This window comes from uncultured Neptuniibacter sp., from assembly GCF_947498015.1.
Taxonomy (GTDB): domain Bacteria; phylum Pseudomonadota; class Gammaproteobacteria; order Pseudomonadales; family Balneatricaceae; genus Neptuniibacter.
Window position 1 is genome coordinate 206,617 of the sequence record NZ_CANMIR010000003.1, and the last position, 14,541, is coordinate 221,157.

The 14,541-nt window shown below is 47.1% G+C and carries 16 protein-coding genes; 5 read left to right on the forward strand and 11 right to left on the reverse strand.

What is annotated here, in order from left to right:
* Nucleotides 1–98 precede the first annotated feature (98 nt).
* Entirely contained in the window at nt 99–581 is a 483-nt protein-coding gene (locus Q0882_RS05175) for a cytochrome P460 family protein (protein WP_299178781.1), read from the forward strand.
* Between the two features lie 262 nt (nt 582–843).
* Here Q0882_RS05175 and Q0882_RS05180 read toward each other — a convergent pair whose 3' ends face one another.
* The 9 genes from Q0882_RS05180 to Q0882_RS05220 form a co-directional block, all read right to left on the reverse strand.
* On the reverse strand, nt 844–1,347 hold the full coding sequence (locus Q0882_RS05180; protein ID WP_299178784.1) for a hypothetical protein: 504 nt from the start codon (nt 1,345–1,347) through the stop codon (nt 844–846).
* 96 nt (nt 1,348–1,443) lie between these two features.
* A complete protein-coding gene (locus Q0882_RS05185) occupies nt 1,444–1,839 on the reverse strand; it encodes a hypothetical protein (protein WP_299178786.1) in 396 nt (131 codons plus the stop codon).
* A 70-nt stretch (nt 1,840–1,909) separates the two neighbouring features.
* Nucleotides 1,910–2,425, reverse strand: a complete 516-nt coding sequence (locus tag Q0882_RS05190; RefSeq protein WP_299178788.1) for a DUF2059 domain-containing protein — start codon at nt 2,423–2,425, stop codon at nt 1,910–1,912.
* Between the two features lie 93 nt (nt 2,426–2,518).
* Nucleotides 2,519–2,893, reverse strand: a complete 375-nt coding sequence (locus Q0882_RS05195; RefSeq protein ID WP_299178790.1) for a hypothetical protein — start codon at nt 2,891–2,893, stop codon at nt 2,519–2,521.
* Nucleotides 2,894–2,978: 85 nt separating this feature from the next.
* Nucleotides 2,979–3,260 carry a hypothetical protein gene (locus Q0882_RS05200; RefSeq protein WP_299178792.1) on the reverse strand — a complete coding sequence of 94 codons (282 nt, stop codon included), beginning with the start codon at nt 3,258–3,260 and terminating at the stop codon, nt 2,979–2,981.
* Nucleotides 3,261–3,665: 405 nt separating this feature from the next.
* A complete protein-coding gene (locus Q0882_RS05205; RefSeq protein ID WP_299178794.1) occupies nt 3,666–4,229 on the reverse strand; it encodes a hypothetical protein in 564 nt (187 codons plus the stop codon).
* Nucleotides 4,230–4,478: 249 nt separating this feature from the next.
* Entirely contained in the window at nt 4,479–5,408 is a 930-nt protein-coding gene (locus tag Q0882_RS05210) for an FAD-binding protein (protein ID WP_299178796.1), read from the reverse strand.
* A gap of 11 nt (nt 5,409–5,419) precedes the next feature.
* A complete protein-coding gene (locus Q0882_RS05215) occupies nt 5,420–6,169 on the reverse strand; it encodes an electron transfer flavoprotein subunit beta/FixA family protein (RefSeq protein ID WP_299178798.1) in 750 nt (249 codons plus the stop codon).
* Nucleotides 6,170–6,345: 176 nt separating this feature from the next.
* Entirely contained in the window at nt 6,346–8,124 is a 1,779-nt protein-coding gene (locus Q0882_RS05220) for an acyl-CoA dehydrogenase C-terminal domain-containing protein (protein ID WP_299178800.1), read from the reverse strand.
* A gap of 293 nt (nt 8,125–8,417) precedes the next feature.
* Here Q0882_RS05220 and Q0882_RS05225 point away from each other — a divergent pair, with 293 nt between their 5' ends.
* Entirely contained in the window at nt 8,418–9,422 is a 1,005-nt protein-coding gene (locus Q0882_RS05225) for an AraC family transcriptional regulator (protein ID WP_299178802.1), read from the forward strand.
* Nucleotides 9,423–9,529: 107 nt separating this feature from the next.
* Here the strand turns inward: Q0882_RS05225 and Q0882_RS05230 are convergent, their stop codons facing one another.
* Nucleotides 9,530–9,982, reverse strand: a complete 453-nt coding sequence (locus tag Q0882_RS05230) for a hypothetical protein (RefSeq protein ID WP_299178804.1) — start codon at nt 9,980–9,982, stop codon at nt 9,530–9,532.
* Nucleotides 9,983–10,314: 332 nt separating this feature from the next.
* Between Q0882_RS05230 and Q0882_RS05235 the strand changes: the two genes are divergently transcribed.
* Nucleotides 10,315–11,217 (forward strand): HDOD domain-containing protein, encoded by a 903-nt coding sequence (locus Q0882_RS05235; protein WP_299178806.1) that lies wholly within the window; start codon nt 10,315–10,317, stop codon nt 11,215–11,217.
* Nucleotides 11,218–11,280: 63 nt separating this feature from the next.
* Here the strand turns inward: Q0882_RS05235 and Q0882_RS05240 are convergent, their stop codons facing one another.
* On the reverse strand, nt 11,281–12,336 hold the full coding sequence (locus Q0882_RS05240) for a substrate-binding domain-containing protein (protein ID WP_299178808.1): 1,056 nt from the start codon (nt 12,334–12,336) through the stop codon (nt 11,281–11,283).
* Between the two features lie 146 nt (nt 12,337–12,482).
* Here Q0882_RS05240 and Q0882_RS05245 point away from each other — a divergent pair, with 146 nt between their 5' ends.
* Both Q0882_RS05245 and Q0882_RS05250 read left to right on the forward strand, forming a co-directional pair.
* Nucleotides 12,483–12,974, forward strand: coding sequence for a formate dehydrogenase subunit gamma (locus Q0882_RS05245; RefSeq protein ID WP_299178810.1), 492 nt, complete (start codon nt 12,483–12,485; stop codon nt 12,972–12,974).
* Nucleotides 12,974–14,539, forward strand: coding sequence for an NADH-quinone oxidoreductase subunit NuoF (locus Q0882_RS05250; protein ID WP_299178812.1), 1,566 nt, complete (start codon nt 12,974–12,976; stop codon nt 14,537–14,539). The genes Q0882_RS05245 and Q0882_RS05250 overlap by 1 nt, the downstream gene beginning before the upstream one ends.
* The last annotated feature ends 2 nt before the right edge of the window (nt 14,540–14,541 follow it).

The following is a 14,541-nucleotide window of genomic DNA, read 5'->3' on the forward strand; positions in this document are numbered from 1 at the left end:
AGCGACTCAATACGTTATTGACAACGGCAATATCTGCTCTTAGGATTATAGTATCGGGTCGATACGGTAGTAATTTTAACTAACTTTAGGATTCACCCATGAAACTTACACTCACAGTTATCAGCATTTGCAGCGCACTTACATTCTCTACGTTAAGTAACGCAGGCAACACCCAAGTACCTTACCCCGATGGCTATCGGAATTGGACGCATATTAAGTCAATGGTGATTGAACCGGGGCATGCACTAGCAACACCCTTCCAAGGTATTCATCATATCTATGGAAATAAGAAAGCTATGCAAGGGCAAATAACAGGCAAGTATCAAGACGGAAGTGTACTCGTATTTGATTTACTTAATTACACTAAGAATGACGACACCATTCAGGAAGCTGATCGAAAACTGATTGGTGTTATGCACAAAGACTCAACCAAGTACACAAATACCGGCGGTTGGGGATTTGAGGGATTTTCAGCCAATAGCAAAACGGAACGCCTGACCTCAGATGGAGGCGCCGGCTGTTTTTCATGTCATATGCCCAAGGAAGAAAATGACTACGTCTACTCTAAATTCAGAAAATAACTATGTCGTGTGAGCTGGTGACAATTTTTACCGGCTCACACTTCGTCAGTTGGTGAAGTATAACGCGGCAGCTTAGTGGCGGAGCCACGCTTTAAGCTCTGTTTGAGCGACACCAGCTCCGTAAGGAAGTAGATCGTACCCCATCCTCTGAAGAGGATAAGCGATAGCATCTAGGCCATTCTTTGGCGTTTTCTTTTTTAGGAATCCGAACATTATTTTCCTTGCGCATAACGCTCAGCTAAGTGGCGCGCAAAGCACGTCATTACTTAAACGCCTTGTTAGGCTTTGCTCCTGCAAACAAAGCTCCTATAAAAATTGAAGGTATGAAAAGAAGCATAGGTAACCATTTATACATGGCCTCCAAATCATACCCTAATGCTAAAACTACTAGTCCGTACGGAATCATTGCAGCACCACTGACTAATGCTGAGCTGAAAAATCCTGCCTGCTCATAAGTACGTGCTGAAAAATAACCGGCGACCAAAGGGGCTAATATGATTATTAACAAATATAAATTTGTAGCGGTCACTTTAAGGCCAAACACAGAAAGCAGCTTATTTGAGTACCAAACTATATATAAAACCATCGGGAGAGCGGGAAAAATCACATAAAAGCCTCGGCCAAACGCTGCAGGACCAGAAGGCAGAACCTTGCTTGAGGATCTTTTCCAGAATTGCCATAGGAATAATGTAAAAAGCACTACAGCGATGCTTTGGAGTATGAAGATTAAAACTGTTTGAAGAAAGAGCTCAAATTGATATGCCAAAGTAACGTTCCATGTTTATTTGATGCCTAACGCCCAACATAAAGGGCCGCAGCGCAGCTGCGGTCCAAGCCCGTAGGGCGACTTTTGATGTTTTTGTTATGTGCTTTCATGTTTTAAGCTACTTCGTACGAGAATGGACAAACCAATTACGCTAAGCACCAATATTATTGATTCAGCAAAACCAGCTAACAAAATGCTCACTCCCCATGTAGCCCACACTCCAAGATAAAGCAGCAATGCTCCGTGAAAAAATATTGAAAACAGCCACGAGCAGGCCCTTCTTTTGACTGATTTCTTAGGTAATGTAGCCACTAAATAAATAGAGAGTATGTAAACAAATGCAATTCCGACTGCTTTCAAGAGGAACGGATTTGATAGGATCTCACCTGACAATATCTCTGGTAGTGAAATAAAAACCAAAACGACAAGGGCCATCACGATATAAGACCCTCCTACAATGTGTGAAATCCATCTTGCTATTTGTGCTTCCATACCTTTAGTTCACATAACGCTTACAGCAGTTGAGCGCATCGCGCGTCAACTGCCTGTTTTTGTTATAACTTTATTTGGTGCAGTTACATTCCCTAGCAATGACTTTGAGGTCATTTATATACTCGCTCATTGCTGTCTGCATAATTGGTTCACTTGCTTCCTGAAAGTGTTTTGAAAAAGAAACCATTGCGTCCTTTGATACACTCACTTCCTTCCTCCCTAAAGGAGATGTGTAGAAGCCTATTAGCTGATCCAATTCTTCATTTGTGAAGCCTGAACCATAATATTTTGCCCATACATCGACGATTTCTTTTGCTCCCCATGGCGCTTCAACCTTCGACATGAAAGTATTAAATGCCGTCAAAAACCTTTTCTTAAACTCTTCGCTTGGGTTTAGCTGCGACATCATTTGGTCAATAGCCTGCTGCCCTATTTGCTCGCTCTGCTGCTTACCCAATTCAATTTGCTGCTCAAACATTTCAAGTAGCCCTTGAGCTTCCATTAATGTTTGAATTTTTTCATTTCTAGAGTCAGCAAGTGCAGAATTAGAAATAAATAATACGAGGATTAGAAAAATCCTTTTCATTGGTACTCTCCTTAGTAGTTATAACGCCTAAGCTGTGCGGCGTGAACGCAGCGCAGCGTAGTGAACGTCCGAACGAGTGCCTTGTTATGTGTTTTATACAAAAATATCCCCATAGCCCCATATCAATGTACCAATTAGCATAGACATTAATGCCACTATAGATATTACAAAATAAGTTGATTTATATGTCTTTGGTAAATCAACTGGGACAAACATGCGCGTATTATTTAGATCGAAGTAATCATTTAATGAATAGAGCTTGAACTCAGTTATGATTGCAATGATGACCATTAATGAACCACTACGTTGAAACCAAGTTGATAATGTTTCGTTTTCTGAGAGGTAGGGCGATACCAAATAGAAAGGCATAGAAATAGCAATAATCGGTGGCATGAATGATGCTGCGCATAACAAGCTATATTTCCATAACTTGGATTTAACTCTATCAATATGCTCATGTTCTTCCATGTATTACCTCATTACACATAACGCCTAAAGCAGCCGCGCAGTATGCGTCGGATGCCTTTTCTTGTTATAAGTTTTTTCACAGCTTTCATTTGTCTTTCAGTTCCTTCCATATGAAAACAGAAAACATATTTTTGGTTGGTTCTTTTAATTCTGGATCATGTTTCGCCATTTGATACATACCTGAGTAGACCAATGAAAGGAATGCACAGAGAATCAAAGCATAGGCCGGGGCAGATACGATAAACGAGAGAAAGAACTTGATAAATCCATTTATCTCCAATGGCTCAACCCACGATTGAACTTCAGGACTCACAAGTAACCAAGGAACCCCGATAAATATAAACATGAAGCATTTTGTTTTGCTCATTACCTGCATCCTTGCTGAAAGGCTGACTACTTATAACATTAAAATATACGACAACATGTCGCATTTAATTACGACAATTTGACGTATATCTGCGGAAGGGAAATTGAGATAAAAGGTGTAACGCGTTGTTTCTCATCTGTTTTCCCTAACTGAGGATCTCTCCACCCTAGAGAGATACGTCAATGTGACGTTATATCTGAAACAGTAGCAAATCCTTTATGTTGGATCTACTGATGAATCAGGCAGTATGGAACTAGTCGTAATCTGAATGTGCACCATGAGGCTTGAGTTCATTCAGTATGTGCCGAAACAGGGGCCACTTCATCTAAACGATGAGAAGGCCCCAATCCTGTAGAACACTTAAGTAAAGTATCCATCGCCGGGCTAAAGCACGCAGATGCTGGATCACTCAAGATCTACGATAAACAAACAATCGAAGAAGATCGGTGTGCCTTCACCGGTAAAAGCTGAAAGGTCGACCATTCCCGAGAGCCGGACCGTACCTTCCTGGCCTGCAAAAACTCCTGTTCCTGATAAGACTGCATTGCCATCAACCGATGCGCCGGTAATGTGGGTGATGGGGTGTCCATCTGGTGTCACAGTCACCTGATTGACAGGCTGTACGGAGGTCAATCCACGTGTAACCAGTGTACCCTGAGGCAGATTAAAGAACGTGGTACCTACCAACATCAGGCCACCCTGCCCGCCACCCTCTACATTTGAGAGACAGTCGGTAGCTGAACCGATTACCTGTCGGTTTTTACCGTTAACCAGATCAACATCAAAGCAGAACGCTTCATCCTCCAGGTTATCGCCATCTATATCGGGAACCATGCCGAGATACATATCATCCGATCCCATCAAGTTGAAAACCAAACGATTTCCCGCCCCGCTATCCTGCCCTGCAAATGCTGCTGGTGCGCTTAACAATGCCATGAGTGCTATCGCCGCCAATGTTTTGAGATTCATAGCAAACCTCCTTAGGAGATTTATTGAGTGTTGTGCAAATTCGCACTGCAGCATTAGTTCAAGCAATATCGACACCACTGTTATATGCCGTTGATTTAAAAGGATTAACAAATTATGGAAACAACAGCGTAAGGGATATGTAAAAGCAGCTTTACAATATGACCTGTGTGGAGAGGGCTCGGTCAGGATTGGCCGGAAAAGAGATGAGCCGGCGCTGACCGGCTCGAAATCGAAGATTCAGGATGATGCTTATAGTTTGCTTTCGAGTTCTGGAACTGCGTCAAACAGGTCGGCAACCAGACCGTAATCGGCTACGGAGAAGATAGGGGCTTCTTCATCTTTATTGATCGCTACGATGATCTTCGAATCTTTCATACCTGCCAGATGCTGGATCGCACCAGAGATACCAACAGCGATATACAACTCAGGCGCAACGATCTTACCGGTCTGACCCACCTGCATATCGTTGGGTACAAAGCCTGCGTCAACCGCTGCACGGGATGCACCGACTGCAGCGCCGAGTTTATCAGCGATTCTTTCCAGCAATTCAAAGTTTTCACCGTTACCCATACCCCGGCCACCCGAGATCACGACCTTCGCAGCCGTTAGTTCAGGTCGGTCTGATACCGCCATCTCTTCACCGACAAAACTGGAGATCTCTGCATCATGCACAGACCCAACCACTTCAACGGCGGCTGAACCCCCTTCGGCTGCAGCTGCATCAAAAGCTGTACCACGTACGGTGATCACTTTGATTGCATCCAGAGACTGCACAGTTGCAATCGCGTTACCTGCATAGATTGGGCGCTGGAACGTATCAGCGGCATCAACGGCAGTGATATCAGACAGCTGAGCAACATCCAACAGCGCTGCAACGCGTGGCATAAAGTTCTTGCCATTTGTTGTCGCGGGGGACACTACGTGACTGTAGTTTTTGCCCAATTCTGCAATCAACCTGGAGATATTTTCTGCCAGTTGGTACTCGTATGCAGCGTTGTCAGCGACCAGTACTTTGCTGACGCACGCCACTTTAGCTGCGGCTTCAGCCACTGCGCCGCAGTCTGCGCCTGCAACCAGAAGGTGAAGGTCATCGCCCATCCGGGTTGCTGCTGTTACAGCGTTTAGTGTTGCACCTTTAAGAGTGCTGTTGTCATGTTCTGCTATAACCAGAATAGCCATTGGATCACCCCTTAAAGTACTTTAGCTTCGTTTTTCAGTTTATCGACCAGCTCATCAATGCTGCCCACTTTAATACCTGCCTGACGCTCTTCCGGCGGGGTAACTTTCAGCAGTTGTGTATGAGCTTTAAGCTCAACGCCCAGATCGGTAGGGTTTTTCACATCCAGCGGTTTGCGTTTCGCTTTCATAATATTAGGTAGCGACGCGTAACGCGGTTCATTCAGACGCAGATCGGTTGTTACGATCGCGGGCAGGTTCAGTGCCACTGTCTGCAGACCACCATCCACTTCACGGGTAACATTCACTTTGCCATCGTCAATCTGCACTTCAGATGCGAAAGTACCTTGTGGCATATCCAGCAGTGCTCCGAGCATCTGACCGGTCTGGTTGTTATCTGTATCGATCGCCTGCTTACCCATAATGATCAGTTCAGGTTTCTCCTCCTCGATCACTTTCGCCAGCAATTTGGCTACATTCAGTGACTCTGGGGAATCTTCTGTTTCAATACGGATACCGCGGTCAACACCCAGTGCCAGTGCAGTACGGATCTGCTCTTCACAAGCCTTTGGGCCAATTGAAACAACAACCACTTCAGTTGCTGTACCGGCTTCTTTCAGTCGGACGGCCTCTTCTACAGCAATTTCACAAAATGGGTTTAGGGCCATTTTTACGTTGGCCAGATCTACATCGGTATTATCCGATTTCACACGCACTTTGACGTTGTAGTCGATCACGCGCTTTACGGTCACTAGTACTTTCATGTTGAATCTCTCTTAAGATCTGCCCGATACAATTCATAGGCAGACCCCTATTTCATTACTGTTCATTCCAGTAGCATCCTCAGCGTGCCGAAATGAGATCACTCGCGCTGAAGACGCTCTAGTGGGATATATCAGGCAAACAGCATGGTGGCCATCCGCCTCTGGGGTTCTTCTCTTTAGAACTGATCTTCGTTCAGTGCCATGATGCTTGCACTACCCGCCTGAATAGAGGCCAGGTTAGCTTTCACCCGTGGCAGCAGGTGCTCACTGAAGAACTGTGCGGTAGCCAGTTTGGCGGTCAGGAATTCCGGATCACCATTACCGGCATCCAGCAGCGCCTGTGCTTTCAGAGCAGATTGCCCCATCACCCAGCCACCGCAGATGTAACCAAACATCATCATGAAGTTAACGCTGATACTGCCAGCAGCGGCAGCATCTTCAGGGGCGTTACGGAGCAGCCATTCACGTGCTGTCTTACCCTCTTCGAGTGCTTCGCGCAGGGCTTTGCCCTGTGATGCGAATTGATCAGACGCTTCCAGCTCACTCACTGTAACTTCAATCTCTGCAATCAGTTCTGCCAGATGCGCGCCATCATTCATCAATGTTTTACGACCAACCAGATCCAGTGCCTGAATGCCGGTGGTGCCTTCATAGATCGTCAGGATGCGGGCATCGCGATAGTGCTGCGCAGACCCCGTTTCCTCGATGAAACCCATCCCGCCGTGAACCTGAGTGCCCAGGTAGGTAACCTCCTGCGCCAACTCAGTTAGCCAGCCTTTAACAATCGGCGTTAGCAGTTCGACTCGTGCGTTATGCTGTTGAGCACTTGAATCATCCTTGGCGTATTGATTACGATCGATCTCAGCTGCGGCGATCAGAGCCAAACCACGCATCGCCTCAATAGAAGCTTTCATCTGCGTTAGCATGCGGCGTACATCCGGGAATTTGATAATGGCGAAGCGGCTGCCATCACGCTTGGTGCCCTGCAGACGCTCTTTCGCATACTCAACCGCTTGCTGGTAGGAGCGCTCTGCAATGGCAAGGCCCTGTAAGCCCACCCCCTGACGCGCGTGGTTCATCATAGTGAACATGTAGGCAAGCCCTTTGTTGGCTTCCCCGACGAGATAACCCACCGCACCTTCATTATCACCAAAACTCATGACACAGGTCGGGCTACCGTGGATCCCTAGCTTATGTTCCAGAGAGACACAGTGCGCGTCATTACGCGCTGAGGGATTACCGTTTTCATCCAGCAGGAATTTTGGCACAACAAAGAGGGAGATCCCTTTGACGCCCGGAGGCGCATCCGGCAGGCGTGCCAGTACAAGATGCACTACATTATCGGTCATCTGGTGATCGCCCCAGGTGATAAAGATCTTCTGGCCGCTAATCAGATAGTGATCACCGTTTGGAACTGCTTTGGTTTTAACCGCTGCCAGATCAGAACCGGCATCCGGCTCCGTGAGGTTCATGGTACCTGTCCACTCACCAGTGACCATCTTCGGCAAAAAGGTCTGCTTCAGCTCATCAGATCCGTGGTGTGCAATCGATTCAATAGCTCCCTGTGTCAGCAATGGGCAGAGCGCAAAAGCGAGATTGGAAGATTGCCAGATCTCATTCACCGCAGTTCCAAGAACATTAGGGAGGTTCTGGCCACCATACTCTTCACTTGGCGTGAGCGAGTTCCATCCACCTTCAACAAACTGCTGATAGGCTTCAGCGAACCCAGCAGTCTGCTGGACACCGGACTCACCTAACTGCGGATGCTGTGTATCCCCCACCTCATTCAGAGGTGCGAGAACATCTGAACCGAGTTTACCTGCTTCCGTCAGGATGACAGAGGCCAGCTCAGCATTGATATCTTCCATGCCTGCATCAGCACAGAGTGCATCAAAATCAACCAACTCATTTAAGATAAACTCTGCATCACGGTACGGATGTTTATATTCGCTCATCGCTTCCTCTCCTGTCGGCATTCCATGTTCTGACTAAGGCAATCTACTGTAATCCCAGCCATTAGAATAAATTGTCGTTATAGAGCTAACTTCAGCATTTAGGTGTTGATTAGTTCTGCTGGATCGCTCAATAAGCTATCTGTTTTTTTAGAACTCTAGTTTCTTATTGATAGGCTCATTCAACAATAGCGAAAAAAGCCGGATAATTAACATTATCGGACATCGAGGTTACACTGCTACTAGGAATAACCTTTATATTGTGATTGTAGAGACCACCACAACCGGTTGTTTATATGAGTACTGCACGCCATTCAGTTTCGATCCATTTTGCCCAAACCATTATTGCTGCAGCAAAACGGCGTCAGGTCGATCATTTTGCATTACTGCACTTTTCCGGACTCAATGAAGAGATGCTTGCAAACCCTAAGCTAAGGATTACACCTGATCAACTAAGCCGAATAATGCAGGAGATGTGGCGGCTATGCGATGATGAGTTTATGGGTATGGCCAGTCACCCTTCCAGGCATGGGGTGTTTACCTTGATGGCAAAACAGGCAGTGCGCTGCGGCAACTTACATGCTGTCTACCATCATCTTACACACTTTTATAATCTGGTGACCGACTCACTTAAACTGAGCTTGAACATTACAGATCACGAAGTTCACCTCTGTATGAAAATGACAGAACCGGACAGAGATCCTGACTGTACACTTCGTGAATTTTTACTCCTGTTATGGCATCGTTTTCCCAGTTGGCTAATCGGTCAACGTATCCACCTGAAACGGGTATGCCTTGATTATTCTGAACCCGCACATAAAGCTGAACACCAACTGATGTACCCTTGTGTCACCCTCTATAATCAGCCTGAATGCTCTCTGGTCTTTTCGAAAGAGCTATTACAAGAAGCCGTGGTCCAGACTCCGCGTACGCTGAGTGCTTATCTTCGACGCGCACCACTAGACTGGTTTAAGCGGCAGGCATATTTTCCAACCTATACCCGGCGTGTTATCGATTACCTTGAAAGAGATGAGGTTTTGGTAATGGCTAATATGGAAGCGATTGCAGAGGAGTTGCATATAACCTCAAGGACACTACGCCGTAAGCTTGCAGATGAAGGCACCAGTTTTAAGGAACTGAAGGATGACGTAAGGCGCGATTCAGCCATTCACTTTCTGAGCCAACCCTCCATACCGATCTCACAGATATCCAGGAAACTTGGTTTTACAGAACCCGGGGCGTTTACCCGGGCATTTAAACAATGGACTGGAGTCCCCCCAAGCATCTACCGGCGTTCTTGATTAAGCCGATCTACCTTATTCTGAAAACTACGGATAAAGGATTGACCCAAATTTACATTGATATCTACTTAAGAGCAGCGCCAGTTGGCGCCACTCTCAATGAGCACTCAATACCTGTAGTGACGGTTTCTTTCACGAAAGTAATGCTTGTCATAATGGCGGGAATCTCTGATCCTTGAGATGCCATTTCCTCTATGCTCTTTTCTCTTATGCGTATAAGCAGGATGCGTGTCTGATGGGTGCCATCTGTAGTGATCACGCTTGTAATGCTTATGTTTGTAGTGCTTATGTTTATAGTGACCCCACTTTAAACCAGGGTGGTATCCGTGGTGCCGGTAGTAACGTTTGTGTGGACGGTGATATCGCTTATAAGAGCGATGCTTGTAGCGATAAGGGTCCGCGTAATGGCTGTACCTATGTACCGGAGCGCCCAGATAGATCTGGTAATCCGAACCCTCTATCACCAACCCACCATGCAACCTGACTGACGTATCCGCCTGCAAGGTTCCAGCGGCTGCCATCAGAACCGCTGCCATGAGGAGTGTTTTGGTATATTTCATGATCAATGACCTCACTTTGGTGAATGATCCTCGTCATCCAAAGCCTGCCTAGCCTATTTTAAGGATAACCTCTTACCACACCCACTGCGCTGATCATTTTTCATACAATGCTTCCGTTTTTTTCAGCCTATATTCAGTCAATCAGGCGTTTTCCTGATGCATCAGTCTGAGATAACAGGGAACAGCCCTGTTCAATTGATCTCAATCAAGTTCTAAGCGACCAATCAGTTTGATAATCAGCTATTGTTATTTGTATGGATTTAACCTGATTGATGAGATCGCCGTAAGCAATCTTAGTCACTATCAGGACAACTAAAGGAATAGGTGTAATTATGAACCAGATCTCTGCCAAGCCGTCGCTAGAGACCATTCATGAGGAGATAACACAACTCCCCATGCTTCCCGGCATTCTGTTTCAGCTTATGAAGTTTGACCCTGAAGACACCGAGTTTTACGACCATATGCTTTTACTGGCAAAGTCAGACCCACCTCTCGCGGCTTTCATCATCGGTTATTCCAACTCTGCCCTATCCTCACCTAATCAGAAAATCGACACTCTTCAGAAAGCACTGACCCGGGTGGGGTCCAGGACAATTATCGAGCTGTTAACAGCATTATCCGTTTCTAAGGTGTTTGTACCGCAGAAGGATGAACATAAAGCGATCTGGCGTCACTCAGTTGAAGTCGCATCATTTTCCGCTTTCCTTGCACGACTCTCTCCTGAAGAACATCTGGAACCTGATAGCGCTTATCTCAGTGGATTGTTACACGATATTGGCCGCTTTGTTCTGTTTCAGATTGCACCTGACGCACTCAATGAAACCGATGCCAAAGGCTGGAGCACACCCGACGAGCTTATCTCAGCTGAGGTTGAAACGGTGGGCTTTACACATGCAAAAGTCGGCTATCTTGCATGTGTAAAGTTAGAGATTCCGAAACTTATCTCAAATATTGTGCGCTACCATCATAATATCGGTATTAGCTATCACCCTAAAGCACCCAAAACACTTCAGGATCACTGCCTGGTTGTTCAGATTGCTGATGCCATCAGTGTCATGCTGGCTAAGAATCCGGACTGGAAAAACTGGTCCGAGGAAAATCTGAAAGAGAATCTGCTCTCATTCTGCATAAATCCCAAATGGGATATACAGAGCATGCCTATTAATTCGATCATTCCCGCGCTACCCATGCTTGTAGAAAATGCCGAAAGAACCTGTGAAAGCATCGGCGTTTAGTCACTGCCTCAGCGGTCGAGATTCTTTAAGTTAAGAATTAAAAACATTACTTAACCTATTGATTTATGGCAATACTTCATCCACACCTATAATCTCCCCGCTGTTATCTGAGCGGTAACCCGCCAGCCCTTTAACGGCAGTGTGGAAGTTCGCTGATTGGATGATGGCGATGAGTCGCTGAAATGCCTCTTGCTCTATTGTCTTTCGATGGCAGACCAGAAGGTAGTTCTCTTCAGCCAGTGGGATAAAGTCCAGCCCGAACTGGTCTGCTGCGGCTTCGACCCCCATACCAACATCAGCCATTCCGGCAGCGACATAGGCTGCAACGGCAGAATGGGTAAACTCCTCATTATCATACCCATTGATATCTGTTTGCCTGATCCCCTCCCGCCGTATCAACTCGTCCATAAGCGCACGCGTCCCCGAATCCTTCTGACGGTTTATATATCTCACATCACCAGCAATATCGGCGAGTGAATGGATTGCCATCGGATTCCCTTTTTTTACCATCAAGCCCTGTCGACGGGTAATGAACTTAATGACTTTATGCACGCGGGGCTTCAGATAACGGCCATAGTTTTCGATAAGCTGACCGCTAATCACATCCGTAGGAAGATGAAAACCTGCTACTTCACAGGCACCACGATTTAAAGAGGCTAGTGCTTCTTCCGCACTTTTGTATTGCAGATCCAGTTGAAGCTCTGTTGCCATTTCTGGTAACAGCGCAACCGCATAGCCATAACTTGCATGCAGGCGCAGCATCGGATTTACCCCCTCTAACGCCCGATGTAGCTCCAGATTTAACTCAGACGCCAGACTATCGAGTTGCGGCTCCAGGCGCGCCACAACCCGCTGCTCAGCCCAGAGCAGTTTCTCTCCAAGCGGGGTCAATTTAGCCCCTTTGCCTTTTTGCATCTCCACCAGCGGCAATCCGAAAAAAGCAGCCCAGGTATTGAGCAGATTCCAGCCATGACGATAAGAAATACTTATCTTTTGAGTAGCTTCAGTTAATTTGCCCGTCTCATAGATTGCGCGTAGCAGTGAAAAAAGCTGTGGATTCAATTTGTTACCGGCTGAATCACGAAAAGACCATGTGGGTACGACCTGTATACGTTTCATATGCACTTTATTTCATATTTTGAATCATTCAATCAAATGCTACCTTAAATTTAATACATATTGATAGATAGAGAACTCCACTCGGTTTTCAAATAAAAAATAAGAAACAATATGAACTCTTGTTCATATTTGATGAGCAATATCACATGACCACATTAAATGAACAGGCGCGGAATCAGATAGCCAAGGTAATTACCGATCTGCAACACAAGCCAGGGGCTCTGTTACCGATCCTTCACGGTATCCAGGATCGACTGGGTTATATACCTCCTGAATCCGTACCCATGATCGCTGAAGCACTGAATCAGTCCCGTGCAGATATCCATGGTGTTATCAGTTTCTATCACCAGTTTCGTAGTACCGCACCGGGGCAGCACACCGTCGAGATCTGTCGCGCTGAAGCGTGTCAGTCTATGGGGGCACGTCAGTTTGAAACACATGTTAAGCACACACTTGGGGTGGATTATCACGGCACCACCACAGATCGTAGCATCACTCTGGAATCTGTTTACTGCCTGGGTAACTGTGCCTGCGCCCCTTCTGTACGGGTCAATGATCAGATCATCGGCCGTGTTACACCGGAGAAGTTTGACGGACTGGTTGATGAGCTACGCTCACAAAAGCTGGAGGTGCAGTAATGTCGGTTAAAGTCTATATACCCCGAGATACGACCTCTCTGGCACTGGGTGCCGATCATCTGGCATCCGAGCTTGCTGCAGCGGTGTTAGAGCGCGGCGAAGAGATTGAGATTATCCGCAATGGCTCCCGTGGCCTGTTCTGGCTGGAACCGATGGTCGAGGTGGAAACCTCTGCTGGGCGGATCGCTTATGGGCCGGTTGAAACAAAAGATATCGATACTTTGCTTGATGCCGGATTGATTAATGGTGAAACCGGTCATCCCCTGTGTCAGGGTCTGACCGAAGAGATCCCGTACCTTAAAAAACAGCAGCGCCTCACCTTTGCCCGTGCCGGTATTACCGATCCGGTGTCGCTCGAAGATTACCAGGCCCATGATGGCTTCAAAGGTCTGAAGAAAGCTCTGCAGATGGATAGCCAGAGCATCGTCAATGAAGTCAAAACCTCCGGTCTGCGCGGCCGTGGTGGTGCAGCCTTCCCTACCGGTATTAAGTGGCAGACTGTATTAGACGCACAACCTACCGACGGCAGCCAGAAATACATAGTCTGCAATGCCGATGAAGGTGACTCCGGTACCTTTGCCGACCGTATGGTGATGGAAGCGGATCCCTATATGCTGATTGAGGGTATGACCATCGCAGGTCTCGCAGTCGGTGCTGACCAGGGTTATATCTACCTACGCTCAGAATACCCGGTTGCTCATCAGATTCTCAATGAAGCGATCGAAAAAGCTGAAGCAGCCGGTTTTCTGGGTGTCGATATCCTGGGTAGCGGTAAGACCTTCAATCTGGAGGTTCGCCTTGGTGCTAAAGCTTATATCTGCGGTGAAGAGACAGCCCTGCTCGAAAGTCTGGAAGGTAAGCGCGGTATGGTGCGTGCCAAGCCACCACTGCCTGCCATTGTAGGCCTGTTTGGTCAGCCGACTATCGTCAATAACGTGCTCTCTTTAGCTGCGATCCCTTACATTCTGGCTGAAGGTGGTCACGCCTATGCTGATTATGGTCAGGGCCGCTCTCTGGGTACCCTGCCATTCCAGTTGGCCGGCAATATCAAACGCGGCGGACTGATCGAGATGGCCTTCGGCCTGACCCTGCGGGAGTTGCTGGAAGATTTTGGGGGCGGAACCTATAGCGGTCGCCCAATGCGGGCCGTACAGGTCGGTGGTCCTCTCTGTGCCTATCTGCCGGAAAGCCAGTGGGATACTGAACTGGATTATGAAGCGTTTCAGGCGATCGGCGCAGGACTTGGCCACGGCGGTGTCGTGGTTTTCGACGATACTGTAGATATGTCCGAACAGGCCCGCTTCTCGATGGAGTTCTGTGTAGAGGAATCCTGTGGCAAATGCACGCCATGCCGGATCGGTTCCACCCGCGGAGTTGAAGTGATCGACAGAATTCGCAATAACGAAAACCGCGATGCCAATATGGATCTGCTGAGCGACCTGTGCGAAACCATGATTGATGGTTCGCTGTGCGCGATGGGGGGTATGACTCCGTTCCCGGTTCAGAGTGCGGTAAAGCACTTCCCTGAAGATTTCCAGAAAGACAATGCCGAGACAGGAGCCTGATC